Source organism: Streptomyces sp. TLI_171, assembly GCF_003610255.1.
Taxonomy (GTDB): Bacteria; Actinomycetota; Actinomycetes; order Streptomycetales; family Streptomycetaceae; genus Kitasatospora.
In genome coordinates this window covers 4,077,123-4,100,094 of record NZ_RAPS01000001.1, presented here as the reverse complement: position 1 = coordinate 4,100,094, position 22,972 = coordinate 4,077,123, and the positions used below count along the sequence as shown (strand labels likewise).

Here is a 22,972-nt window from a genome sequence, read left to right as displayed (position 1 = left end):
GGCGCGCACCGCTGCCGCCGTGCCCGCGTCGTGAGCGGGCCGACGAGTCCTCACCCCCTCGTGCCGACGCGCGCTGCCGCGCGGCCCTTTCCTCAGGAGTCCCCTGATGCGTTCGCTTTCCGCCCGTCGTTCCGTCGGCGCGCTCGTGGTGGCGGCCGGCGCCCTGCTGGCGTCCGCCGTTCCCGCGTTCGCGCACGTGACCGTCCAGCCGGGCAGTGCCCAGCAGGGCGGGTACACGGCCGTGGCGTTCCGGGTGCCGAACGAGAGCGACACCGCCTCCACCGTGAAGCTGGAGGTCAACCTGCCGCTGGACCACCCGATGGCCTCGGTGCGCACCCAGCCGCTGCCGGGCTGGACCGCGGTGATGGAGAAGTCGAAGCTCGACAAGCCGCTGGACTCGCACGGCCAGCAGATCACCGAGGCGGTCTCGAAGATCACCTGGACCGCGGACGCCGGGACGAAGATCGCGCCCGGGCAGTTCCAGGAGTTCCGGGTCTCGCTGGGCGCGCTGCCGAGCGACACCGACACGCTGACCTTCAAGGCGCTGCAGACGTACGACAACGGCGAGGTGGTCCGCTGGATCGAGGAGTCCAAGGACGGGCAGCCGGAGCCGGCGAAGCCCGCCCCGACGCTGACCCTCACCAAGGCCGCGGCCGCGTCGGCGGCCCCGGCCGACCACCACTCCGGTGACGCCACCGGGCAGCAGCAGACCGCGGCCGCCGCGAAGTCCTCCGACTCCACGGCCCGCACGCTGGGCGTGGTCGGCATCGTGGTCGGCGTGGTCGGTGCGGCGCTCGGCGTGGCCGGGCTGCGCCGCCGCTCCGCACAGAACTGACGCACCGTCGGGCCGGGGCCGCCCCGCGCGGCCCCGGCCCGGCGCCCTCCGCTCCCCGCACCGCTCCCGCACGGAACAGGAAAGACCCTTGGCATCCCTGCAGAACCCCCGGCCCCGGCTGCTGACCGCAGCCGCCCTCGTCCTCGGCGCCTCGCTCGCGCTGTCGGCCTGCTCCTCCTCCGGGGGCGGCGGCGGCGAGGGGGCGGCGAAGGTCAGCAGGCCGGCGTCCACCAGCCAGTACCAGGGGACGGTGCTGGGCAAGCACTTCGAGAAGCCTGACCTGGTGCTGAACGACACCTCGGGGCAGCCGTACGACCTGAGGGCGCGCACCGCGGGGAAGCCCGTGCTGCTGTTCTTCGGGTACACCAGCTGCCCGGACGTGTGCCCGACCACGATGGGCGACATCGGGGTGGCGATGTCGAAGCTGACGGCCGAGCAGCGGCAGAAGCTCGACATCGTGTTCGTCTCCACCGACCCGGAGCGGGACACCCCGCAGGTGCTGCGGACCTGGCTGGACTCGATGGGCAAGGACTTCGTCGGACTGACCGGCGACCTGGCGAAGGTGAAGGCCGCGGCGAAGCCGCTGGGCATCATGGTCGAGGACCCGGTGGTGGACGCCAAGGGCGCGGTGACCTCCACGCACGGCGCGCAGGTGCTGGCGTTCCTGCCGACCGACGACAAGGCGCACCTGCTGTACATGGCGGGCACCTCGACCGAGACCTACCGGCACGACCTGGAGCTGTTGGCGAACGGGGTGGCGGTGTGAGTTCGGCGTTCCGGCGCACCGCGCTGATCGGGGCGGGTCTGGCGGCGGTGCTGGCGGCCGGCGCCGGGGTGGTGGCGTACCAGTCCGCGGACGGCTCCGACGCGCCGCGGCTGACCGTCGCGGACCCGTACATACCGTTGCCCGCCACCCCCGGCGGGATGGGCGCGGGCTACCTGACGGTCCGCAACGACGGCGGCGCGGACCGGCTGGTGAGCGTGAGCAGCCCGTCCGCCGGGTCGGTGACCATGCACCGGTCGACGGACACCTCGATGGAGCAGGTCGGCGCGATGGAGGTGCCGGCGAACGGCGTCCTCGACCTGTCCCGGGGCGGCGCGCACCTGATGATCATGGACTGGGCGAAGCAGCCGGCCCTCGGCGACGAGCTGGAGCTGGACCTACGGTTCGCGAAGGCGGGCACGGTCGTGGTCAAGGTCCCGGTGAAGCCGCTGACGTACCGTCCGGGAAGCTGATCGGCAATGGCGACGAGGAGAGGCACGCACGTGGTGACGTTGGCGAGGCGGCGGCTGGGCGCGCTGCTGGCGGTGCTGGTGGCCGCGCTCGGACTGGTGCTGGGCGGGGCGACGGCGGCGTCCGCGCACGCCACCCTGGAGCGCACCGACCCGGCGCAGGGCTCGGTGGTGCAGGCCGCGCCGGCCGCGGTGACGCTGACCTTCAGCGAGGGCGTGTCGCTGTCCGCGGACTCGGTGCGGGTGCTGGACCCGCAGGGCAACGCGGTCGACGACGGCAAGCCCGAGCACGTCGACGGCAAGGCGGCGACCGCCCGGGTGACGCTCCGTCAGGGCCTGGGCAACGGCACCTACACGGTCGCCTGGCGGGCCGTCTCGGAGGACTCCCACCCGGTCGGCGGGGCGTTCACCTTCTCCATCGGCGCACCGTCCGACACCTCCGTCGACGCCGCCGCCGTGCAGGGCGCCGACGCGGACGGCGCGGTCGCGTTCGCCTACGGCACCGCCCGCACCGTCGCCTACTGCGCGTTCGCGCTGCTGGCCGGCGCGGCCGCCTTCGTGATCGTGGTCTGGCCCGGCGGGGCCGCGGTGCGCGGCGTGCAGCGGCTGCTGATGACCGGCTGGATCGCGCTGCTGCTGTCCACCGTCGCCGTGCTGATGCTGCGCGGCCCGTACGAGCGGGGCACCGGCCTCGGGCAGGCCTTCGACCTGTCGCTGGTGCGCGCCACCCTGGACGAGCGGATCGGCACCGCGCTCGCCGCCCGGCTGCTGCTGCTCGCCGCCGCCGGGGTGTTCCTGTCGCTGCTGGTCGGCCAGTTGGGGCTGCAGGCCAGGCCCGCCGCCGAGCCGGACCCGGCCGCGGACGCGGGCCTGGACGAGGAGGAGGCGGAGCTGCGCCGGCTGGAGCGGGCCGCCGCCGAACGCCCCCAGCGCGACACCCGGCTCGGCCTGGGTCTGGCCGGGCTGGCGCTGGCCCTGGCACTGTCCGCGACCTGGGTCGGCGCCGACCACTCCTCGGTCGGCATCCAGGTCGCCCTGGCGCTGCCGCTCGCCGCGCTGCACCTGCTGGCGATGGCAGGCTGGCTCGGCGGCCTGGCGGTGCTGGTCGTCGGCCTGCGCCACGGCCTGCCCGCCGCCGCCGTCGACCGCTTCTCCCGGCTGGCGTTCTGGTTGGTCGCGGTGCTCGCACTGACCGGCGTCTACCAGTCCTGGCGGGGCCTCGGCTCCTGGGGCGCGCTGGTGAACACCGAGTACGGGCGGCTGCTGCTGATCAAGGTCGGCTGCGTGGCGGCGATGCTCGGCGTCGCCTGGATCTCCCGCGCCTGGACGGCCCGGCTGCGTACCGCCGACGAGACCCCCGCCGCCGACGCCGCGATGGCCGCCGAGGCGGCGCGGCCCGCGGCCGGCAGCCCAGACCCGGAGCGCGCCGCCCAACTCGCCCGGCAGCAGGCGTTGCGGGCCCGCGCCAAGCAGCGGCAGGCCGCCGAGGGCTCGCCGGCCCGGGCCGGGCTGCGCCGCAGCGTGCTGGTGGAGACCGGCGTCGCGGTGCTGGTGCTGGTGGTCACCACGATGCTCACCAACTCCCCGCCCGGACGGGTCGCCGAGGCGATCGCCGCCCGGCCCGGCACCGGCGGCGCCCCGACCGCGGGCGCCTCGGCGGTGCCCGGGAAGACCCAGGAGCTGACCCTCCCGTACGACACCGGCGGCCGGACCCCGAACGCCAAGGGCACCGCGACGGTCACCGTCAACCCGGTCGGGACCGGCCCGAACGCGGTGACGCTGAAGCTGGTCGACGGCGCCGGGCAGGCCGTCGAGGTGCCCGAGGTGCAGCTCGCCTTCACCCTCCCCGACCGCGACCTCGGGCCGCTGCCCGTCACCCTGCAGTCGCAGGGCGCCGGCCGCTGGAGCGGCACCGCGCAACTGCCGTTGGGCGGCGTGTGGGTGGTGTCGGTGACGGTCCGCTCCTCCGACATCGACCAGGTGACGGCCACCCAGCAGTTGAAGGTCGGGCCGTGAGCGGCACGCGGGAGCGCAGCGGCGCGGTGAGCCTGCCGACGGTGTCGCGGCGGGCGGTGCTCGGCGGCGCCGGGGCCGGGCTGGCCGTCGGCGCGGCCGGCGGGGTGTGGGGCGGGCGGGCCTCGGCGCAGGGGTCGAGCGGGGTGTCGCTGGGCGCGGCGCGGGTGCCGTTCCACGGGGCGCGGCAGGGCGGGATCGTCGAGCCCGCGCAGGCCCGGGTCGAGTGGGTGGCCTTCGACCTGCTGTCCTCCACCGGCCGGCCCGGTCTGGTGACGCTGCTGCGCGGCTGGTCGGCGGCCGCCGCCCGGATGGCCGCGGGCGAGCCCGCGGCGGAGGGCGAGAACCAGATCGCGCTGGACGCCGGGCCCAGCTCGCTGACCGTCACCTTCGGGTTCGGCGCCTCGCTGTTCGCCAAGGCCGGCCTGGCCGACCGCCGGCCCGAGGCACTGGCCGCGCTGCCCGCCTTCCCCGGTGACCAGCTCGATCCGGCCCGCTCCGACGGCGACCTGTGGGTGCAGATCGGCGCGGACGACGCGCTGGTGGCGGTGCACGCGCTGCGGGTGCTGGCCCGGCTCGCCACCGGGCTGGCCGCGCCGCGCTGGCAGATGTCCGGCTTCGCCCGCGCCCCCGGTGCGACGCCGCACCCGATGACCGGCCGCAACCTGATGGGGCAGGTCGACGGCACCAACAACCCGCGCCCGGCCGACCCGGACTTCGCCGCCAAGGTGTTCGCCACCGGCCCCGACTGGATGAACGGCGGCAGCTACGCAGTGCTGCGCCGGATCCGGATGCTGCTGGAGGGCTGGGACACCCTGCCGACGGACCGTCAGGAACGGGTGATCGGCCGGCGAAAGAGCGATGGCGCCCCGCTGTCCGGCGGCGCCGACGCGGTCGAGCGCACCCCCGTCGACCTGGCGGCCACCCACCCCGACGGCACCCTGGCGATCGCCCCCGACGCGCACATCCGGGTGGCCGCGCCGGACTCCAACGGCGGGGCGGCGATGCTGCGCCGCGGCTTCTCCTTCCAGGACGGCCTGCTGCCCGACGGCTCCCCCGACGCCGGGCTGCTGTTCGCCGCCTTCCAGGCCGACCCGGCGCGCGGCTTCGTCCCCGTCCAGCAGCGGCTGGCCCGGGGCGACGGCCTGTCGCGCTACCTGCGGCACGAGGCGAGCGCGCTGTTCGCGGTCCCGCCGGGCGCGCCGGAGAGCGGGTACGTCGGGCAGCCGCTGCTGGAGGGCTGAGCGGGCGGTCGCCCGGGCGACTGCCCGCAGAGCGGGACGCCGCCCGGCCGCGCGACAGAAGTGGCTAAGGTGAAGTGGCTCGGCCAACTGGGTTGGCACGGTTCGGCTGCGCAGCGGCACAGTGAGTTCGGAGGCGGTCATGTCGGCGACCCGTTACACCTATCTCGGGCCCGCAGGCACCTTCACGGAGGCGGCGCTGCGCACCCTGCCGGAGGCGGCGACCCGCGAACTGACCCCGGTGGCCTCGGTGTCGGCGGCGCTGGACGCGGTGCGGGCCGGCGAGGCCGCGGGCGCGATGGTGGCGATCGAGAACTCGGTGGACGGGGCGGTCACCACCACCAGCGACGAGCTGATCAACGGCAGCCCGCTGATGATCTACCGCGAGGTGCTGCTGCCGATCTCGTTCGCGGTGCTGGTCCGCCCGGGCACCGTGCTCGGCGGGATCAAGACCGTCACCGGACACCCGGTCGCGCAGCCACAGGTGCGGCACTGGTTGGCCGCCAACCTGCCGGACGCGCAGTGGGAGTCGGCGGCGTCCAACGCGGAGGGCGCCCGGCTGGTCCAGGAGGGCCGCTACGACGCGGCGGTGGCCGGGGCGTTCGCCGCCGAGCTGTACGGGCTGGAGGTGCTGTCCGACGAGATCCACGACGCGGCCGCGCCGACCACCCGGTTCGTGCTGGCCGGCCGTCCCGGGCGGGTGTCCTCGGCGACCGGCTGGGACAAGACCTCGATGGTGGTGTGGCTGCCGGACGACCACCCGGGCGCGCTGCTGGAACTGCTCCAGGAGTTCGCGGTGCGCGGCATCAACCTGATGCGGATCGAGTCCCGGCCGACCGGCGAGGGCATGGGCAATTACTGCTTCCTGATCGACTGCGAGGGGCACCTCAGCGAGCGGCGGGTCAGCGAGGCGATGATGGGCCTGAAGCGGATCTGCCCGCAGGTGCGCTTCCTCGGTTCCTACCCGCGGGCCGACCAGGGGACCGCTTTCCCGCTCCGGCAGGGCACCTCGGACCTGGATTTCGCGAACGCCGCGGACTGGCTGTCGCGCTGCCTGGACGGGCGCGGGGAACTCTAGGCGCGGTTCGGGGAGCGCCCCGTCGCGCAAGGGCGCGATTCAAGCCGGACGGGACCGGGAGCGGTCCCGTCCCGTTCATTTCCGACACGCCCGGACGTCACCTGCCCGGGCGACCGCCGTTCACCAGCGGCGCTCCCCGGCCCTCCGGCGGCGGGGGCGGGCCGGGCGGTTCATCCACAGGGCGGCGGCCGACATCCACAGGGGCGGTTGTCCCCAGGTCGGGGCCAGTTATCCACAGGGCGGGGTTCGAGTCGACAAACCGGTAAAGACATCCCCAGGCCCGGTCAGATCATCAGCTAGGGGCATAGGGAGGACTAATCGGACCAGAGTCACCCTTGGGCCGACAAATCACCTGTCCGAGCGAGCGAATTCCCTCACTCGGGAAGCTGCATCGAGGTTTGAAACCTGGAATTGCCGGTTCGACCGCTGTTGAACCTTGGGTTTTCCACTGTCCACAGGCCGGCGCGCGAACCTGTGGATAACTACCCCCGCAACGGGTTGTCCACCGGAGTTATCCACAGGCCGGGGCGAGTTATCCCCAGGGCCCGGCCGGCTCGCCCACACCCCCGCCTACGGCGACCGCGGACAGGATGCCAGATTTCCGGACAGAGAGCGACATACTCGCCCAACGCGGGCGCTGGCCGGAACCGGGCCCCGGCCCCGCGAGCGGCGTCCCGGGACGCCCCCCCGCCACCGGTAGGCTGGAGCCCGTGATCGACCTTCGCCTGCTCCGTGACGACCCCGAGCGAGTGCGTGCCTCGCAGCGCTCCCGTGGTGAGGACGTCGACCTGGTCGACGCCCTCCTCTCCGCCGACGAACGCCGCCGCGCGGCCGGCACCCGCTTCGACGAGCTCCGCAGCGAGCAGAAGCAGCTCGGCAAGCTGGTGGCCGCCGCCAAGGGCGAGGAGAAGGCCGACCTGCTCGCCCGCACCAAGGAGCTGGCCGCCGAGGTGAAGGCCGCCGACGCCGCGCAGGGCGCGGCCAAGGAGGAGGCCGAGCGGCTGCAGCGCTCGCTCGCCAACCTGATCGACCCGGCCGCCCCGGTCGGCGGCGAGGAGGACTTCGTCACCCTCGAGGAGATCGGCACCCCCCGCGACTTCGCCGCCGAGGGCTTCGAGCCCCGCGACCACGTCGAACTCGGCCAGCTGCTCGGCGCGATCGACACCGAGCGCGGCGCCAAGGTCGCCGGCGCCCGCTCCTACTACCTCACCGGCCCCGGCGCGCTGCTCGAACTCGCCCTGGTCAACATGGCGATGGCGCAGGCCGGCGCGGTCGGCTTCACCCCGATGATCACCCCGGCCCTGGTCCGCCCCGCCGCGATGGACGGCACCGGCTTCCTCGGCCAGGCCGCCGAGAACGTGTACTACCTGGAGGACGACGACCGCTACTTGGTCGGCACCAGCGAAGTGCCGCTCGCCGCCTACCACATGGACGAGATCCTGGACGCCGAGCGGCTGCCGCTGCGGTACGCCGGCTTCTCCTCCTGCTTCCGCCGCGAGGCCGGCACCTACGGCAAGGACACCCGCGGCATCATCCGGGTCCACCAGTTCGAGAAGGTGGAGATGTTCGTCTTCACCACCCCCGAGGACGCCGAGGCCGAGCACCGCCGCCTGCTCCAGTGGGAGAAGGACTTCCTGAACGCCCTGGAGCTCCCCTACCGGGTCATCGACGTCGCCTCCGGCGACCTCGGTGCCTCCGCCGCCCGCAAGTTCGACATCGAGGCGTGGGTCCCCACCCAGGGCAAGTACCGCGAGGTGACCTCCACCTCCAACACCACCGAGTACCAGGCCCGCCGGCTCTCCATCCGGATGCGCGAGGCGGACGGCGTCCGCCCGCTCGCCACCCTCAACGGCACCCTGGTCGCCGTCCCCCGGGTGATCGTCGCCCTGCTGGAGAACCACCAGCAGGCGGACGGCTCGGTGGTCCTCCCCGAGGCGCTGCGGCCCTTCCTCGGCGGGAAGTCCGTGCTGGAGCCCGTCGCCAAGTAACGCCCCTCCCTCCCGGTCTGGAGACCCTCGCGCATGAGCACCGACGCCCTGCCCTACCGGCTGGTCGCCACCGACCTCGACGGCACCCTGCTCACCAGCGCGGAGACGGTCTCCGCCCGGACGCTCGACGCCCTGGGCGCGGTCACCGCGCTCGGGGCCCAGCACATCATCGTCACCGGCCGCTCGGCCGGCTGGACCCGGCCGGTGCTGGACGAGATCGGCTACACCGGGATAGCGGTCTGCGGGCAGGGCGCGCAGGTCTACGACGCCGGGGCGCACAAGCTGCTCACCTCGGTCACCCTGGACCGGCAGCTCGCCGCCCTGGCCCTCGCCAAGATCGAGGCCGAGACCGGCCCGCTGGCCGTCGCCGCCAACCAGGACGGCCTGGACGGCGAGGTGCTGGCCGGCCCCGGCTACCGGCTCCGGATCGGCGCCGAGCTCCCGCTGCGGGCGGTCTCCCCCGAGCAGCTGCTCGCCACGCCGGTCAGCAAGCTGTACATCCAGCACCCGGAGCTGACGGACGATCAACTGGCCGAGGCCGCCTGGGCGGTGGCCGGCCAGCTGGTCGGCGTGGTGATGGCCGGCGAGGGCATCGTCGAGCTCCTCCCGCTCGGCCTCACCAAGGCCACCGGGCTCTCGCTCGCCGCACGCCGGCTGGGCGTCACCGCGGCCGAGACCATCGCGTTCGGCGACATGCCCAACGACGTGCCGATGTTCAACTGGGCCGGCCACGGCGTCGCCATGGGCAACGCGCACGAGCAACTCCGCGCGGTGGCCGACGAAGTGACGCTCACCAACGACCAGGACGGCGTGGCCGTCGTCCTGGACCGCGTCTTCGGCCTGGGCTGAGCGACGCGGTCCGGCGGGCGTTCGCGGCTCAGCCGGTGCCGTAGCTGAGCTTGGAGCAGGGGTCGTCGTCCGCCGAACGGGCGTCCTGGGAGACCTGGGAGGGGACGGGGCCCGGGTCCGGGGCGCCGGTGGCGCCGGTGCCCGCGGTGGCGGCGTAGTCCTTGCCGAGGATCAGCGAGATGCCCGCGGTGGAGCCCGCTTCGACGGTCGCGCCCGGGAACAGCGCGGCGACGGCCTGCGCGTTGGCCTTCTGCCCGGAGCCGTACTGGACGACCGTGGTGGCGTGGTTCTGGCTGGGGGCGTTGCCGGTGGTGGTGACGGTGAAGTTGGCGGCCTTCAGGGTGGCGGCGGCCTTCAGGCCGAGTCCGCCGGTGGTGGTGCCGTTGTACACGCCGACCTTGATGCCGGCGCCGTTGGCTGGCGGGGCGGCGGGGGCGCTGGTGGTCGGGGCGGCCGGGGCGCTCGCCGCGGGGCTGGCGGCGCCGCCGCTGGCGTCCTGGCCGTCCAGGGTGCGGTCGGCCTTGAGCGCGGCCCAGAGCTGCTCGACCTCGGGGTGGTTCAGGCCGATCCGGTCGCCCTGGTAGTGCCAGGGCGTGGTGAGGAACTTGATGTTGTGCAGGTCGATGTCCTTGAGCGACATCGCCAGGTCGAGCAGCTTGTCGACGCCCGCGAGGTCCGGGTCGACGGTGAGCGACTTGGTGGCCGCGTCGGCGAGCGGGTACAGCGTGGTGGGGCTCATGCCCTTGGACTTGACGGACTTGATCAGCGAGGACAGGAAGGCCTGCTGGCGCTGCATCCGGCCGACGTCGGAGCCGTCGCCGATGCCGTGGCGCAGCCGGACGTAGTCCAGTGCGGCCTGGCCCTTCACGGTCTGCAGGCCCTTGGGGTAGATCTCCTTGCCCTTGCGGGGCAGGTTGGGGTTGAGGTCCTTCTCGTAGATCGCGTTGGGGAGGCAGACCTCGACGCCGCCGACCGCCTCGGTCATCGAGGCGAGGCCCTCGAAGTTGACCACGATGGTGTGGTCGACCCGCAGGTCCGTCATCGCTTCGACGGTGTTCTGGGTGCAGGCCGGGTTGCCCTTCTCGCTGTTGCCGACCGAGAAGGCGCTGTTGAACATGACGTTGGTCTGCGGCTTGGTCCAGGTCTTGTTCGGCAGCATGCACTTGGGGATGTTGACCAGCGCGTCGCGGGGGAACGAGACGCCGACGGCGTGCTTGTGGTCGGCGTAGACGTGCAGCAGGATCGTGGTGTCCGAGCGGGCGCCGCCCTCCTCGCCGCCGCCGAGGTCCTTGTTGGCGCCTTCGCGGGAGTCTGAGCCGATCAGCAGGATGTTCATCGGGCGGTGGCCGTTGGCGTCGGCCGCGGAGGCCGGCGGGCGGCTCTCGCTGACGCCGTCGCCGTCGAACGAGTCGATGTTGGCGTTCAGCCGCCAGTACATGTAGCCGCCGGTGCCGACCACGGCGACGGTGGCGCCGACCAGCGACCAGATGATGATCTTCTTGGTCTTGCGGGGCTTGCGGCGGCCCTGGGCGGCGCGACGGGCCTCCGCGCGGCCGCCGGTGGGCGGGCCGGCCGGCTCGGCCTCGGGGCGGCGGCCGGTCCCCCGGCCCTGCTGGGCGGCCCGGCGGGCGTCCGCCCGGCCCCCCGGGGGGCGGGGGGGCGTGGTGGCGTCGTGGGCCCCGGAGCGGCGGCGCGGGATGCCGGGCACGGGCGCGTCGTCGCGGTGCGGGGCGTCCTGCCGGTAGGTGTCGCCCTGCGGGGGAACGTTCTCCCACCAGCCGGCGTCCGAATCGGACGCCCCCGCCCTCTGGCCTGTCATTCCTGCACCCTTCACCGGAGGCGGCCGTCGGGCGCCTCAGCCACCGCTCCGTCTGCTGGGCGGACGGATGAAGCTAGAGAGCGGAGCATATAAAGGGATCATTTCCGAGTCACTGCCCGGGGCACCACTCCGAGCACTGGAACGCCGTGTGCGGATGGCCGGTTCCCGTTCCGGAGTGTGAGTCTCGACGCTCCCGGTCCCCGGTCCCCGTCCGCGGCCGCAGCGCGACGGCCCGGCCGCGATGTGCTGCCACCGAGCTGCAGTTGACGCGCGGCGGCAGCGTCCGGGGGCGGATCTCCCGACGAACATCCCGCTGAGTAGCGTGCGGTAGCCGCCCGGGAGCCGGGTGGCCGGGTGTCGATGCTGGCCACGCGGGCCGCGTCGGCGTCGTCCGGGCGGTCGAGCCGTCCCGGGCCGACGTAGTCCTGGAAGACCACACCGATGCGCTACCGCAGTTGCTCCGGGGCGAGCTCGCGGATGTCGGTGCCGTCCCAGCGGATCGTGCTCGCGCTCATCCCGCGGGGTGGCGGTGGCCGTGCGGACGGTGCCGCCCGGACCGGGGCGGGTAGGTTGTAGGACGACCGGACAAGTGGTTGTAGGATGACTGGCGTCGGTTGATCGGTGAGCGTGGAGAGGAGCCCGGCGTGGAGGGGTTGCAGGCGGCGGGGCGGCGTTCGCTGGTGGATGCGGCGATCGATCAGCTGCGGGAGCAGCTGGCCTCCGGGGTGTGGCCGGTGGGGGCGCGGATTCCGACCGAGCACGAGCTGGCGGAGCAGTTGCAGGTGGGGCGGAACACCGTGCGGGAGGCGATCCGGGTGCTGGTGCACGCGGGGATGCTGGTGTCGCGGCAGGGGGAGGGCACGTTCGTCCGGTCGACGAGCGATCCGGCGGCGGTGTTGCGCGGGGTGCAGCGCTCGGGGGTGCGGGACGTGCTGGAGGTGCGGGCCGCGCTGGAGACCGAGGCGGCGCGGCTGGCCGCGGAGCGGCACACCCCGGAGGACCTGGCGCGGATGCGCGCGGCCCTGACCCGGGAGGCCGAGGTGATGGCGGCGCATCCGGAGCGGGCCGGCCGGGAGGCGACCGTCGAGCACGACCTGGAGTTCCACACGGCCGTGGTGGAGGCGGCGCACAATCCGGCGCTGACCGAGGTGTACCGGTACTTCGGGGCCTCCGTGCGGGAGTCGATGCGCACGGCGTTCGGCGACCAGGAGATGCCGGAGGTGGTGATCGCCACCCACCAGGCGCTGGTCGACGCGATCGAGAGCCGGGACCCGGAGCGCGCCGAGGCGGCCTGCCGGGCGCTGCTGGCGGAGCCGACGGCGGCCGTGGAGCAGCTGCTCGCGGAGATCGCCGCCCGGAAGTAACGCCCCGTCAGCCCGAAGAAGCCCCTTTCCCCGTTCCACCAGCACAGAGAGTCAGCCCCGCCATGTCCTCGGTCACCCGTGCCGTGCAGCCCGCCCTCGACCCGAAGGTCGGTACCCGAACCGCCGCCAGGTTCGCCCACCCCGCCGTGCTGTTGGCGGGGATCGTGCTGGTGGCCCTGAACATGCGGGCCTGCCTGGCCGCGGTCTCGCCGATGGTCGCGGAGATCCAGCGCACCTTCGGCCTGTCCGCCACCGCGAGCGGTCTGATCACCACGGTCCCGGTGCTGTTCCAGGGCGTGGGCGCGCCGCTGACGCCGCGGCTCACCCGGCGCTTCGGCACCGAGCGGGTGGTGCTGGGCGCGGTCCTGGCGCTGGGTGCGGGCGTGCTGCTGCGGGTGGCCCCTTCGGTGGTGGCGCTGTACGCGGGCTGTGTGGTGATCGGCGTGGCGATCGCGGTGCTGAACGTGTCGATGCCCGGTCTGGTGAAGCGGGAGTTCCCGCACCGGGCCGCGGCGATGACCGGCGTGTACTCGACCACCATGCTGGTCGGCGCGACCCTGGCGGCCGGCCTGTCGGTGCCGCTGGAACACGCGCTGGGCGGCGGCTGGCAGGCCTCGCTGGGCGCCTGGTCGCTGCTGGCGCTGGTGGCCGCGCTGGCCTGGCTGCCGCAGGTGTTGAAGGCCCGTCAGGAGCGCACCACGCCGGTGCGGGCGACCGCGGCGGCGCTGCCGAAGGGACCGGCGACCAGCCCCTGGAAGTCCGGGCTGGCCTGGCAGATCAGCGTGTTCATGGGCATCTCCTCGCTGCTGGTGTACACCCTGGTGGCGTGGATGCCGACCATCCTGGCCGACCACGGGATGCCGCGCGGCGAGGCCGGCCTGGTGTTCGCGTTCAGCAACCTGGTGCAGGTGGTCGGCGCGTTCCTGGTGCCGCTGGCGGCGGGCCGGATGACCCGGCAGCGCGGGCTGGCGCTGACGATGGCCGCGCTGAACGGCGCGGGGGTCGCCTGGCTGCTGCTCGCCCCGGTGTCCGGCGCCTGGTTCTCGGCGGCGGTGCTCGGCCTGGCGCAGGGCGGTTCGCTGGGCCTCGGCCTGGCGTTCATCGTGCTGCGCACCGACAGCGTGCTGGGTGCGGCCCGGCTGGGCGGGATGAGCCAGGCGGTGGGCTACCTGGTGGCGGCGGCCGGCCCGGTGGGCGCGGGCGCGCTGCACCAGCTGACCGGCGGCTGGGACGCGACGCTGCTGGTGATGCTGGTGCTGTCCGCGGTGGCGGCGGTGGCCGGCTGGGGCGCGGGCCGCAACCGGACGCTCTGACACCGCGTCATGCGCGGAACGGCGGGGACGGCACTGGCCGTCCCCGCCGTTCCGCGTTCCGACACCGTCCGCCGGGGTTACTCCTCGCCGTTGAGGGTCAGCCCGGCGAGCTTGACCGAGGCGAGGGCGGTGGCGCCCACCGCGACGGCGATCAGCAGCCACACCGCGGTGGTCAGGGCGACCGGGGCGGTGACGGTGCCGTCGGCGGCGACCGCGTCGGTCAGCGCCAGGCCCCACTGCTGGACGGACAGCGTGCGGGCGCCCGCCACGTAGTTGCCGATCAGGCTCTCCCAGATCAGCGCGTAGGCGAGGCCGGCGATCACCGCGTGCCGGGTGACCACGCCGAGCAGCAGGAAAAGCGCGCTGTACGCCGCTCCGGCGACCACCGTGCCGACCGCGTAGCCGAGGGCGACGTCGCCCTCGGTGCCGTAGATCAGCAGCCCGGCGAGGTAGGTGGGGACGGAGGCCAGCAGCCAGGTGCTGACGACGGCGACGGCCAGCTTGGTGGTGACGATCTGCCAGCGCGGCAGCGGCTTCGCCAGCAGGTAGACGATCGAGCCGTCCTCGATCTCGGTGGCGATGACGCCGGTGCCGACGATCAGGCCGGTGATCGGGACGAGGGTGCCCAGGGCGAGGTTGCCGAGGATGGTGTGCGCGAGGTCGAGCTTGTCGAGGCTGCTGTTGCGGGCGATCAGCGAGATGGCCAGCAGCAGCACCGGGACGGCGAGCAGGATCAGGACCCGGCGGCGGCCGAACAGGCCGCGCGCGGTGAGCCTGGCGACGGTGGTGTTCATCGGGTGGGGCCCTTCAGGACGAGACCAGGTACGAGAAGACGCTTTCCAGCGACTCGTCGGCCGGGGAGACGGTGTAGAGGCGGATGCCGGCCTCGCGGGCGACCTTGGGCAGCAGGGTGGTGAAGCCCTGGAAGTTGATCGCCTCGATGCGCAGCGCCTGCTCCTTCGGGTCGACCTCGATGCCCGCGGTGGAGCCGTCCGCGATCAGCGCAGCGGCCAGCCGCCGGTCGTCGCTGGAGCGCACCAGGTAGCGGTGCGGGCGGTCGGTCATCAGCCGGCGGATCTCCCGGAAGTCGCCGGAGGCGGCGTGCCGCCCGGCGACCACCACCTCGATGTGGCGGGCGAGCTGCTCGACCTCCTCCAGGATGTGCGAGGAGAACAGCACGGTGCGCCCGTCGGCGCCGAACCGGCGCAGCAGTTCCATGAGTTGGAGGCGCTGGCGCGGGTCCATGCCGTTGAAGGGCTCGTCGAGCAGCAGCACGGCGGGGTCGTGGACCAGCGCGGAGGCCATCTTGACGCGCTGCTTCATGCCCTTGGAGTAGGTGCCGGTCTGCCGGTCCTGCGCGTACTCCATCTCGACCAGGGCCAGCGCGCGCTTCGCGGCGGCGCCGGGGTCGGGCAGGCCGTGCAGTTCGGCGTTGGTGAGGACGAACTCCCACCCCGTCAGGTAGTCGTACATCGACTCCTTCTCGGGGACCAGGCCGATCTTCCGGTAGACCTCCTGGTTGCGCCAGATCGGGTCGCCGTCCAGCGAGACGGCGCCGGAGGACGGGGCCAGGAAGCCGCTCATCATGTGGATGAGGGTGGACTTCCCGGCGCCGTTGGGGCCGAGCAGACCGGTGATGCCCGGTCCGATGGTCATCGTGACGTCGTTGACGGCGACCACGTTCCCGAACCAGCGGGAGACCTTGTCGATGGTGATGACGGACATGACTGCCCTCTCAGACGTTCCGGTAGCGGCGCAGCGTCAGCACGTAGCAGCCGGCCGTGAGCAGGGCGATCGCGGCGGCGAACACCGTCGCGCCGAGAGAGCCGGGGGCCTGCGGGGTGTTCACGGCGCCGAGGTGGAACAGGTGGTTGACCAGGGCTGCGACGGTCTCGCTCGGCGAGAGCAGGAGCCCCCAGCCGGCGGACTCCTCGGGCACCGGCTCGAAGCCGCCGTTCAGGCCGACGACGATCCCGGCGAGCACCCTGGTGATCATCAGGGTGCCCATGACGGCGGCGACGCCGAAGCCGCGGCGCGGGGTGAGCGCGGCGATCAGCAGGCCCAGTGCGGAGAACACCAGCGCGTACAGGAACGCGGCCAGCAGACCGTACGTCAGGTGCACGAAGTTGTCGCCGAACGGGAACTTGGCCAGCAGCGAGCCCGCGAACAGCACCAGCAGCGGCAACGCCAGCACGATCAGCAGGGCGCTGAACATGGCGGCGAACTTGGCGGCCACGTAGTCGCCCCGGGTCGCCGGGCGGGAGAAGTACAGCGGGACCACGTGGTGCCGCAGGTCGCGGGACATCAGCACGGGGGCCTGCGCGGCCAGGAAGATCTCCGGCAGGACGCCGAATCTGGTGACGTACTCGGCGTAGTCGAGCGGCATCTTCGACAGGTTCGCGAACACCGCGATGGCCAGCATCACCACAGCCGGCGCGGTCATGCCGCCGAGCAGCAGGAACGGCAGCACCTTGGACTTGCCGGAGCGGCCCAGGCCGAACGCGGCCCGCAGGCTCTGCACGTACAGCGAGCGGGTGGCGTAGCGGCGGCCCAACCGGGGCCCGGTGTACGGGCGGTAGCCGATGTCGTGGATGACGCCGGTGTGGGCGGCGGTCCCGGGGGTGGTCATGCCTGCTCGCCTCCTGTCGCCACGGCTGCGGCCTGGTGCTGGTCGGAGTGCTCCGCGGGCTCGGTGCTGAAGATCTCGGCGACGCGGTGGCGGCGCTGCTCCAGCCGGATCAGGCCGAGGCCGAGGTCGTCCACAGTGTCGCGGACGGTGTCGTAGGTGTCGTCGCCGCCGAGTTCCACCAGCAGCACCCGGCCGCCGTCGGCGCGCACCGTCAGGCCGGCGGCGGTCAGCCGCTCGCGCAGCACGGCGTCCGCGTCGAACGCGCGGTCGGTCGGGTGGTCGGTGACCTCGACCGCGAGCAGCTGGGTGGCCTCGGTGAACGAGGCGGTCGAGGAGGAGCGCAGCAGCTTGCCGCCGTCGATCACCACCAGGTGGTCGCAGGTCCGCTCCAGCTCGCCCAGCAGGTGGGTGGTGACCAGCACCGAGATGCCGAAGTCGGAGTGGATGCGGCGGATCAGCCCGAGCATCTCGTCCCGGCCGACCGGGTCGAGGCCGTTGGTGGGCTCGTCCAGCAGCACCAACTGCGGGTCGTGGACCAGCGCCTGGGCCAGCTTCACCCGCTGCTTCATGCCGGTCGAGTAGCCGCCCATCGGGCGGTAGCGCTCCTCGTACAGGCCGACGTGGCGCAGCGTGTCGGCGGTCCGTTCGCGTGCCGCGGACGCCGGCAGGCCGGACATCCGGGCCATGTGGACGACGAACTCGGTGGCGGACACGTCCGGCGGCAGGCAGTCGTGCTCCGGCATGTAGCCGACGCGTTCGCGGATCTCCGGCCCCTGGGTGGCGATGTCCAGGCCGAGCACCTGGCCGGTGCCTTCGGTGGCCGGGGACAGCCCGAGGAGGATCTTGATGAGTGTGGACTTGCCCGCGCCGTTCGCCCCGACCAGGCCGACCACGCCGGGCTGCACCTCCACGGTGAGCCGGTCCAGCGCGGTGACCCGGGGGAACCTCTTGGTGAGGCCGTCCGTCTTGATGACTGTGGACACGGTCATCAACGTAGCCGTGGCCGCGGGCCGGTGGAATGAGCTGGGCGGCCGAGGATCTCTCCGTCCACGGGATGACCCTCCCGACCCGCCCCCTAGGGGTTGTGGCAGCGGGTCGGGAGAGCGGTCCTCCTGACGGGTCGTCGGCGCCCGGTCCGGATCAGCCCAGCAGTTCGCTCTGCAGCGCGATCACCTGGCGGAACGACTGCAGCGGGACGCCCTTCGGGTTGGTCAGCTGGATCACCGCGACCACGTCGCCGGACTGCAGCCAGGCGAGCCGCCCGGTGGGCAGGTCGCCGGCCGTCTCGGTGGCGTTGCGGACCTCCAACTGGCCGCCGGACACCACCGGGTACTCGGTGTTGCCGGTGTTGGGCCGGGTGCCCGCGATGTCCTTGGTGGAGGACATCATGCTGGCCCGCGAGTAGAAGTCCGCCGCGTCGTACCCCGAGCCGAACCGCATCAGCCGCAGCTCGGTGCGGGTGCCGTCCTTGGCCGTCCAGCCCTGGGCGGCCGCCGCGCGGCAGGCCGCGGTGGTCAGCCGCAGGCTGTACTTGTCGTCCACGGCCAGCATCGCGTCCTTGTCGCACGGCACCCAGCGACCCACCACCGGTGGCAGGCTCGCCACCGGGCTCGCACTCGGCGAGTCGGAGGCGCTCGCACTCCCGCTCGCGCTCGCGCTCGCCGAGGTGGATGCGGAGGCGGAGGCGCTCGGCGAGGTGCTGGGCGCGGCCGACGGGCCGGTGCCGACCGCGCCCTTGGGCAGCGGCAGCAACAGCGCCCGCAGGTCCGCGGCGTGCGCCTTGGTCTTGGAGTCCGCCGGGGCGGACGCGCCGACCGGCAGCGGAGGCAGCGTCAGCTCCGGGAACACGTACCGGCCGTCGTTCGGCGTGGCCAGGCCCGGCAGGTCGGTCCGGTCCGGCTGGGTCACCGCGACGGCCGTCGCCGCACCGGTCACCACCGTCAGCAGGGCCGCCGCGCCGACCTGCCACAGCCGCTTGCGCTGCGCCTTCGACCGGGGCGCGGGGGGCTCGACCGGCCCTCCGGGCGGAGCGAAGGGGTCGAGGACGGGGGCCTGCGCGCCGGGGTCCTCCGCGCCGGCGGCGACATCGGCCGTGGGGGCGGCGGGAGCCGTGGCCGGGGCCGGGGCCAGGTCCGGGTCCGGGGCCGGGTCCGGACCGGTGTTCGGGGTGAGGTCGCTGTCGCTGCTCATACGGAGGCTCCCGGGATGGCCAGTCGGTCCAGTTGCTGACGGAACAGGTCGACGACCTTGTTCTGGTCGAGGGGGGCGACGCCGGAGACTTCCATCTCCACCAGCAGGTCGCCCACCCCGGCGTAGCACTCCACGAAGTCCAGCTGGTCGCCGGCCTTCAGCGCGGGCAGCGCGCACCGCGCCTCCGGGTGCCCCGAGACCCCCGGCCCCTGCCGGTACAGCTCGTTGTCGGTGTACCAGTCGCCGTACGCCGAGTTCTGCGCCGCCACCCACTGCTGGTTGAACTGGCGCAGCACCATGGTCACCACGATCCTGTCGTCGCCCGACACCACGGTGCGCGAGCCGATGCCCTGCAGGTGCAGCGAGGCCAGCATGTTCTCCGCGTTCTGCCGGTACTTCTCCGGCACCTCGGTGAGCATGTCCTTCTCGGCCTTGTCGAGGTCCTCGCGCCGCAGTTCGCTGTCGTTGCCGAAGGACCCGTGGTCCGGGCCCAGCCGGTAGCCGGTCGGCACCGGCAGCAGCAGGTCGCGCAGGCTGCCGAAGTGGTTGCCGGTGGACTTGGCGCCCCAGGTCGCCGAGGGGCTCGGCGCTGGCGCCGGCCCGGCCGCGACGGCCGCCGGGGCCGGGGCGTCCTGGTAGTGCACCTTGATGATCAGCTCGCCGATGCCGACGCCGAGCAGCGCCGCCGCGGCCACCGCGGCGACCGCCTTCAGCCCGGTGCGGCGCGGCTTCGCCGGGGCGGTCGAGGGCTGCTCCGGCTGCTCCGGCTGTTCCGGTCGCTCCTGCTCCTCCGGCTGCTGCGCGGAGTCCTGATCGAGGGTCCGATCGGGCGTCAGTTCGACGGTGGGCTCGGGGGATTCGATGTCGGTCATGCGATCCGCTCCCACTGGCGCTTGGCGAGGTCCTCCAACTTGGCCCGGTCCACGGGGTTCTTGGCGTAGACCTGGATGTGCATCAGCACGGTGCCCTTCCGGGCCAGCGCCTCGCCGTAGTAGTACTGCTCGGTGCTCTTGGCGTAGTGCTGCGCGTCCCGCTTGACCAGCACCTGGCTGTCGTCGTTTCCGGGGATCTTCGACGTGTCCGAGCCCGCGGTGCTCACGTTCAGGTCGCTGATCACGGTGCTGGTGCTCTCCGGCACGTACTGGATCAGCTGGACCCGGTACTCCGTCCCGTCGACCTCCCAGGCGACCACCGCGGCCCGGCGGAAGCCGTTCAGCAGTAGTTCCTGGAACACGCTCTTGGTGTTGCCGAAGGTCTCCGCGATGTCGGCGGCGTCCATCCAGCCGTTCGAGCCGAAGTCGGTGATCTCCTGCACCCCGTCGGGCTTCTTGACCAGCAGGTCGCGCAGGTCGCCGTCGATGTTCAGCGGCTTCGGGGCGGCCGCGGCCAGCGCGCCGGGGTCGATCCGCTCGGCCGGGTAGTCCAGCTTGACCGCGGTGATCTTCGGCAGCGGGGTCTCCGGGCGGGCCGCCTGGATGCCGTAGCCGATCACACCGCCGATCACCGGACCCGCCAGCACGGCGGCCAGGAACAGCGCGTTCGCGCTGAACTTCCGCTTCCGCCGGGCGGGTTCGGCCCCCGCCTCGATCACCTCGGAGTTCTCGAACCGTACGGCGAACGCGTCGGTGAACGGGTCGGCGTCCGGCGCGGTCGCCGGGGCCTCGGCCGTCAGGACGTCGCCTGCCGGGAGGTCGGGTGACCGGGTCTCGGTCGGCCGGGTTGTGGCCGACGGGGTGTCGGCCGGGGGCGCGGCGGGCGGCTCGGCCGGAGGGTCGGCGGGCGGTGCGAACGGGTTCGCGGCGGCCGCCCCGGGCTCCGTGGCGCCCGTGGGTTCGGTGCTCAACTGGTGCTCCTGGAAGAAGAGTTCGGGACGGCGCTCAGCCGTTGGCGAGCCGGTCGTGCTGGCGCTTCATGGCCTCGGCGAGCAACGCCTTGTCGGGGTCGCCCTGCACCATGACGTGGACCTCGTAGACCACGTCCCCGACCACGCCGATGCCGTACAGCCAGCCGGTGTACGCCTGCTGCTCGGGCTTGTCGATGTAGCCCTTGGCGTCCGGAACCCCGTCGATGTCGAAAGACTCCAACTTGTAGCTGGAGTGGTCGGCGTAGCCCTGCGCACGGCTGCTCCTGGCGAACCGCATGATCTCCGTCCGCACCTCCATCTTCCCGTCGCGGGTGCGGTAGGCGCGGGTGGCGGCTTCCTTGAAGTCCCAGGACTCCAGGATCCCCTTGATGTCGAGGTCCTCGCCGTAGATCTTCTGCAGGTCGTCCATGCTCTCCATCGACCCGTCCGTCGAACCGTACGGGTCGGCGTTGTCCGGCACCGGGAGCAGGAAGTACCGCAGGTCGCCACTGTGGGTGCCGCCGGACACGCTGCCCTGCAGAGTGCTGACCGGCCGCGGGGCGGCAGTCGGCGACGGGGTCGGGGACGGGGTGGGCGTCGGGCTCGGCGAGGCGCTCGGGCTCGTGCCGGTCGAGGCGGCCGACGAGGGCGCCGGCGCGGCCGCGACCCGGTCGGACCGGTCGGGCTTGCCGACCGCGACGGTGACGGTGGCGCTGGCCGCCGTCACCACGAGCAGGCCGGCCACGGCGAGCGCCACCCCGGCCGCGGACCGGCGCCGCGCCGGGGCGGGCGACGGCCCGGCGGACGGCTCCAGGTCCGGCAACTGCTCCGGGTCGGGGAGGGGCTCCAGGTCCGGAAGTTGCTCCGGAGCGGGCGGCTGACCGCCCGCCGGAGGCTGCTCGGCCACCGGGTCGTGCTCGACCACGGGCGGCTGCTCGGGAACCGCGGACTGGTCGCGGTCAGGGGACGGTTCAGGAACGGACAAGGGTCTCCCCCCAGAGTTCACATGGCAGACCGCATGGCGGTGCGAGCCGTCCCCCCGGCCGGCTCGAGCACCGTTATCACCATGCGGTGCACGAATTATGTGAGTTCTGCGAGTCCGTCAACAACATGATTGCGGTGCCCAATAGCCGTATTCCCCGGCCAATCGGACAGGCTGTGATCGAACCGCAATCCAGCTCGGCTCAGCTGTCGCTCCGGTCCTCTCCCGCAGCCGGAGCGGACTTCTCCGACGGGCCGTCAGCGGCGGGCGCGGAAGCCTGCCCGGGCACGGTAGGAGCGGCCGGCGGCGTGGGCGCGGCGGGCGCGGCGTCGGTCGGGGTGGGCTGCGCGGGCGGTGCCGTCGGGGCGGCGTACCCGCCGGGGGTCGGGTAGCCCGCGGCACTCGGGTAACCGGGGTGACTGGCGTAGCCCGGGTAGCCCGGGTAGCCCGGGTAGCCCGGGTAGCCCGGGTAGCCGGCCGGTTCGCCGAGGCGGATGCCGGCGGCCTCGGCCAGGGCGACGTCCAGGCGCTCGTTGCGGATCCGGCGGTCGACGTAGAGCAGACCGTTGGCGACCGGGGCGAGCGGGGCCGTCGCCAGAGCGGTGAGCAGCAGGAACAGCCCGACGAGGATCAGCACCAGGGTGACGACGAGCTCGCCGTTGTCCGCCGAACCGCCGTTGTCCGGATCGAGCAGTGCGACCATCACCCCCGCACCGACGGCGGTCACCGGGTAACTCACCAGGTTGATCGCGATCCGGCCGATCACCGACACCAGGGCGGGGAGTCCGAGACTGCGCCACCAGTTGCCCCGGTTGAGCTGCCAGGCCCGGCGGAACGCGGCCACCGGAGTGCTCTCCTCCAGCACCAGCACCGGGATCAGCAGCGCCAGCCGCACCGTGGCGTACGTGGCGACACCGATCACCAGCCACAGGAACAACTCCCCGAGGCCCAGCATCCCCAGGCTTCCGCCGGCCAGTGCGACGAGGACCAGCGGGCCGACGCCCAGCACCACGGCGGGCAGGAACAGCAGGGCCAGCGCCCCGGCCGCCCGCCACAGGTACGGCCGGGTCTCCTTCCAGGCCTGTCCCCCCGTCAGCGGCCGGCCGAGCGCGGCCGCCCGGACCACCACCACGGACAGCACGGAGGACACCACGTACTGGACGAGCATCGCCAGCAGGTACAGCGAGCCCACCACGGCCAACGCGCCGAGCAGGGTGAGCACCTGCTTGTCGGTCAGGTCACCCTCGTCGTCGGGAAAGTCGCGGAACGCGTCCTTCACCCCGCCGACGAAGAATGCCGACAGCAGCACCGCGGGCAGCGCGGCCACGCCCGTGACCGCCAGCAGCGGCAGGTAGAGCGCCTTGAAGTAGCGGCGCAGGGTGTCGAAGACGGCGCTGAACATCTCGCCGAAGCTCAGGGGCCGCAACGGGATGACGCCCGGCTTGGGCGCGAGCGGCTGGTAACCCCAGCCCGGCTGCGGCCCCCACCCGCCGGGTCCGCCCCACCCCGGCTGCCCGTAGCCCCCCGGCCCCTGCCCGTAGGGCTGCTGACCCGGACTGCCGCCGTCCCCGCTCATCCGTACCCTCCACAGTCGT

The 22,972-nt window shown here is 73.3% G+C and carries 20 protein-coding genes; 10 read left to right on the top strand and 10 right to left on the bottom strand.

Annotated features, from left to right (window positions below; all coding sequences use genetic code 11):
* Positions 1 to 106: 106 nt before the first annotated feature.
* The 8 genes from BX266_RS18760 to BX266_RS18725 all read left to right on the top strand — a co-directional run bounded on the left by BX266_RS18760 (position 107) and on the right by BX266_RS18725 (position 9,237).
* Positions 107 to 835 carry a YcnI family protein gene (locus BX266_RS18760; RefSeq protein WP_099901336.1) on the top strand — a complete coding sequence of 243 codons (729 nt, stop codon included), beginning with the start codon at positions 107 to 109 and terminating at the stop codon, positions 833 to 835.
* 88 nt (positions 836 to 923) lie between these two features.
* On the top strand, positions 924 to 1,601 hold the full coding sequence (locus BX266_RS18755; RefSeq protein WP_099901334.1) for an SCO family protein: 678 nt from the start codon (positions 924 to 926) through the stop codon (positions 1,599 to 1,601).
* Positions 1,598 to 2,071, top strand: coding sequence for a copper chaperone PCu(A)C (locus BX266_RS18750; RefSeq protein WP_099901332.1), 474 nt, complete (start codon positions 1,598 to 1,600; stop codon positions 2,069 to 2,071). The genes BX266_RS18755 and BX266_RS18750 overlap by 4 nt, the downstream gene beginning before the upstream one ends.
* 33 nt (positions 2,072 to 2,104) lie before the next feature.
* Positions 2,105 to 4,084 carry a FixH family protein gene (locus BX266_RS18745; protein WP_399169942.1) on the top strand — a complete coding sequence of 660 codons (1,980 nt, stop codon included), beginning with the start codon at positions 2,105 to 2,107 and terminating at the stop codon, positions 4,082 to 4,084.
* Positions 4,081 to 5,325: an iron uptake transporter deferrochelatase/peroxidase subunit gene (efeB, locus tag BX266_RS18740; protein WP_259464749.1), complete on the top strand. Its 1,245-nt coding sequence runs from the start codon at positions 4,081 to 4,083 to the stop codon at positions 5,323 to 5,325. The genes BX266_RS18745 and efeB overlap by 4 nt, the downstream gene beginning before the upstream one ends.
* 139 nt (positions 5,326 to 5,464) lie before the next feature.
* The gene (pheA, locus tag BX266_RS18735; RefSeq protein WP_099901329.1) at positions 5,465 to 6,400 is read left to right on the top strand and encodes a prephenate dehydratase; all 936 of its coding nucleotides are present in this window, start codon (positions 5,465 to 5,467) and stop codon (positions 6,398 to 6,400) included.
* Positions 6,401 to 7,110: 710 nt separating this feature from the next.
* On the top strand, positions 7,111 to 8,388 hold the full coding sequence (gene serS / locus BX266_RS18730; protein ID WP_099901327.1) for a serine--tRNA ligase: 1,278 nt from the start codon (positions 7,111 to 7,113) through the stop codon (positions 8,386 to 8,388).
* Positions 8,389 to 8,421: 33 nt separating this feature from the next.
* Positions 8,422 to 9,237, top strand: coding sequence for an HAD family hydrolase (locus BX266_RS18725; RefSeq protein WP_099901325.1), 816 nt, complete (start codon positions 8,422 to 8,424; stop codon positions 9,235 to 9,237).
* A gap of 28 nt (positions 9,238 to 9,265) precedes the next feature.
* On the opposite strand, the gene BX266_RS18720 is transcribed toward BX266_RS18725, so the two are convergent.
* Positions 9,266 to 11,056: an LCP family protein gene (locus BX266_RS18720; protein ID WP_099901323.1), complete on the bottom strand. Its 1,791-nt coding sequence runs from the start codon at positions 11,054 to 11,056 to the stop codon at positions 9,266 to 9,268.
* A 644-nt stretch (positions 11,057 to 11,700) separates the two neighbouring features.
* Between BX266_RS18720 and BX266_RS18715 the strand changes: the two genes are divergently transcribed.
* Together BX266_RS18715 and BX266_RS18710 are read left to right on the top strand one after the other, a co-directional pair.
* A complete protein-coding gene (locus BX266_RS18715; protein WP_099901321.1) occupies positions 11,701 to 12,420 on the top strand; it encodes a FadR/GntR family transcriptional regulator in 720 nt (239 codons plus the stop codon).
* A gap of 62 nt (positions 12,421 to 12,482) precedes the next feature.
* Complete coding sequence (locus BX266_RS18710) at positions 12,483 to 13,733, top strand: MFS transporter (RefSeq protein ID WP_099901319.1); 1,251 nt, start codon at positions 12,483 to 12,485, stop codon at positions 13,731 to 13,733.
* Positions 13,734 to 13,810: 77 nt separating this feature from the next.
* On the opposite strand, the gene BX266_RS18705 is transcribed toward BX266_RS18710, so the two are convergent.
* From BX266_RS18705 to BX266_RS18665, 9 genes are all read right to left on the bottom strand, one after another.
* Positions 13,811 to 14,527, bottom strand: a complete 717-nt coding sequence (locus BX266_RS18705) for an ABC transporter permease (protein WP_099901318.1) — start codon at positions 14,525 to 14,527, stop codon at positions 13,811 to 13,813.
* A 13-nt stretch (positions 14,528 to 14,540) separates the two neighbouring features.
* Complete coding sequence (locus tag BX266_RS18700; protein ID WP_099901317.1) at positions 14,541 to 15,458, bottom strand: ABC transporter ATP-binding protein; 918 nt, start codon at positions 15,456 to 15,458, stop codon at positions 14,541 to 14,543.
* A gap of 10 nt (positions 15,459 to 15,468) precedes the next feature.
* Positions 15,469 to 16,362 carry an ABC transporter permease gene (locus BX266_RS18695; protein ID WP_099901315.1) on the bottom strand — a complete coding sequence of 298 codons (894 nt, stop codon included), beginning with the start codon at positions 16,360 to 16,362 and terminating at the stop codon, positions 15,469 to 15,471.
* Positions 16,359 to 17,351, bottom strand: a complete 993-nt coding sequence (locus BX266_RS18690; RefSeq protein WP_099901314.1) for an ABC transporter ATP-binding protein — start codon at positions 17,349 to 17,351, stop codon at positions 16,359 to 16,361. The genes BX266_RS18695 and BX266_RS18690 overlap by 4 nt, the downstream gene beginning before the upstream one ends.
* A gap of 151 nt (positions 17,352 to 17,502) precedes the next feature.
* A complete protein-coding gene (locus BX266_RS18685; RefSeq protein ID WP_099901312.1) occupies positions 17,503 to 18,552 on the bottom strand; it encodes a hypothetical protein in 1,050 nt (349 codons plus the stop codon).
* Complete coding sequence (locus BX266_RS18680) at positions 18,549 to 19,424, bottom strand: haloacid dehalogenase-like hydrolase (RefSeq protein ID WP_099901310.1); 876 nt, start codon at positions 19,422 to 19,424, stop codon at positions 18,549 to 18,551. Before BX266_RS18680 ends, BX266_RS18685 begins: the two co-directional genes overlap by 4 nt.
* Positions 19,421 to 20,395 (bottom strand): hypothetical protein, encoded by a 975-nt coding sequence (locus BX266_RS18675; protein WP_099901308.1) that lies wholly within the window; start codon positions 20,393 to 20,395, stop codon positions 19,421 to 19,423. The genes BX266_RS18680 and BX266_RS18675 overlap by 4 nt, the downstream gene beginning before the upstream one ends.
* Before the next feature lie 34 nt (positions 20,396 to 20,429).
* Entirely contained in the window at positions 20,430 to 21,380 is a 951-nt protein-coding gene (locus tag BX266_RS18670; RefSeq protein WP_143686959.1) for a hypothetical protein, read from the bottom strand.
* Positions 21,381 to 21,579: 199 nt separating this feature from the next.
* Positions 21,580 to 22,953: a hypothetical protein gene (locus tag BX266_RS18665; RefSeq protein WP_120314387.1), complete on the bottom strand. Its 1,374-nt coding sequence runs from the start codon at positions 22,951 to 22,953 to the stop codon at positions 21,580 to 21,582.
* Positions 22,954 to 22,972: the final 19 nt, after the last annotated feature.

What these genes read in the sequence shown, in the direction of transcription:
- BX266_RS18760 (WP_099901336.1), top strand. Translation starts at nt 107, where the DNA reads ATGCGTTCGCTTTCCGCCCGTCGTTCCGTCGGCGCGCTCGTGGTGGCG.
- pheA (WP_099901329.1), top strand. Translation starts at nt 5,465, where the DNA reads ATGTCGGCGACCCGTTACACCTATCTCGGGCCCGCAGGCACCTTCACG.
- BX266_RS18725 (WP_099901325.1), top strand. Translation starts at nt 8,422, where the DNA reads ATGAGCACCGACGCCCTGCCCTACCGGCTGGTCGCCACCGACCTCGAC.
- BX266_RS18720 (WP_099901323.1), bottom strand. Translation starts at nt 11,056, where the DNA reads ATGACAGGCCAGAGGGCGGGGGCGTCCGATTCGGACGCCGGCTGGTGG.
- BX266_RS18710 (WP_099901319.1), top strand. Translation starts at nt 12,483, where the DNA reads ATGTCCTCGGTCACCCGTGCCGTGCAGCCCGCCCTCGACCCGAAGGTC.
- BX266_RS18705 (WP_099901318.1), bottom strand. Translation starts at nt 14,527, where the DNA reads ATGAACACCACCGTCGCCAGGCTCACCGCGCGCGGCCTGTTCGGCCGC.
- BX266_RS18700 (WP_099901317.1), bottom strand. Translation starts at nt 15,458, where the DNA reads ATGTCCGTCATCACCATCGACAAGGTCTCCCGCTGGTTCGGGAACGTG.
- BX266_RS18695 (WP_099901315.1), bottom strand. Translation starts at nt 16,362, where the DNA reads ATGACCACCCCCGGGACCGCCGCCCACACCGGCGTCATCCACGACATC.
- BX266_RS18690 (WP_099901314.1), bottom strand. Translation starts at nt 17,351, where the DNA reads ATGACCGTGTCCACAGTCATCAAGACGGACGGCCTCACCAAGAGGTTC.
- BX266_RS18685 (WP_099901312.1), bottom strand. Translation starts at nt 18,552, where the DNA reads ATGAGCAGCGACAGCGACCTCACCCCGAACACCGGTCCGGACCCGGCC.
- BX266_RS18680 (WP_099901310.1), bottom strand. Translation starts at nt 19,424, where the DNA reads ATGACCGACATCGAATCCCCCGAGCCCACCGTCGAACTGACGCCCGAT.
- BX266_RS18665 (WP_120314387.1), bottom strand. Translation starts at nt 22,953, where the DNA reads ATGAGCGGGGACGGCGGCAGTCCGGGTCAGCAGCCCTACGGGCAGGGG.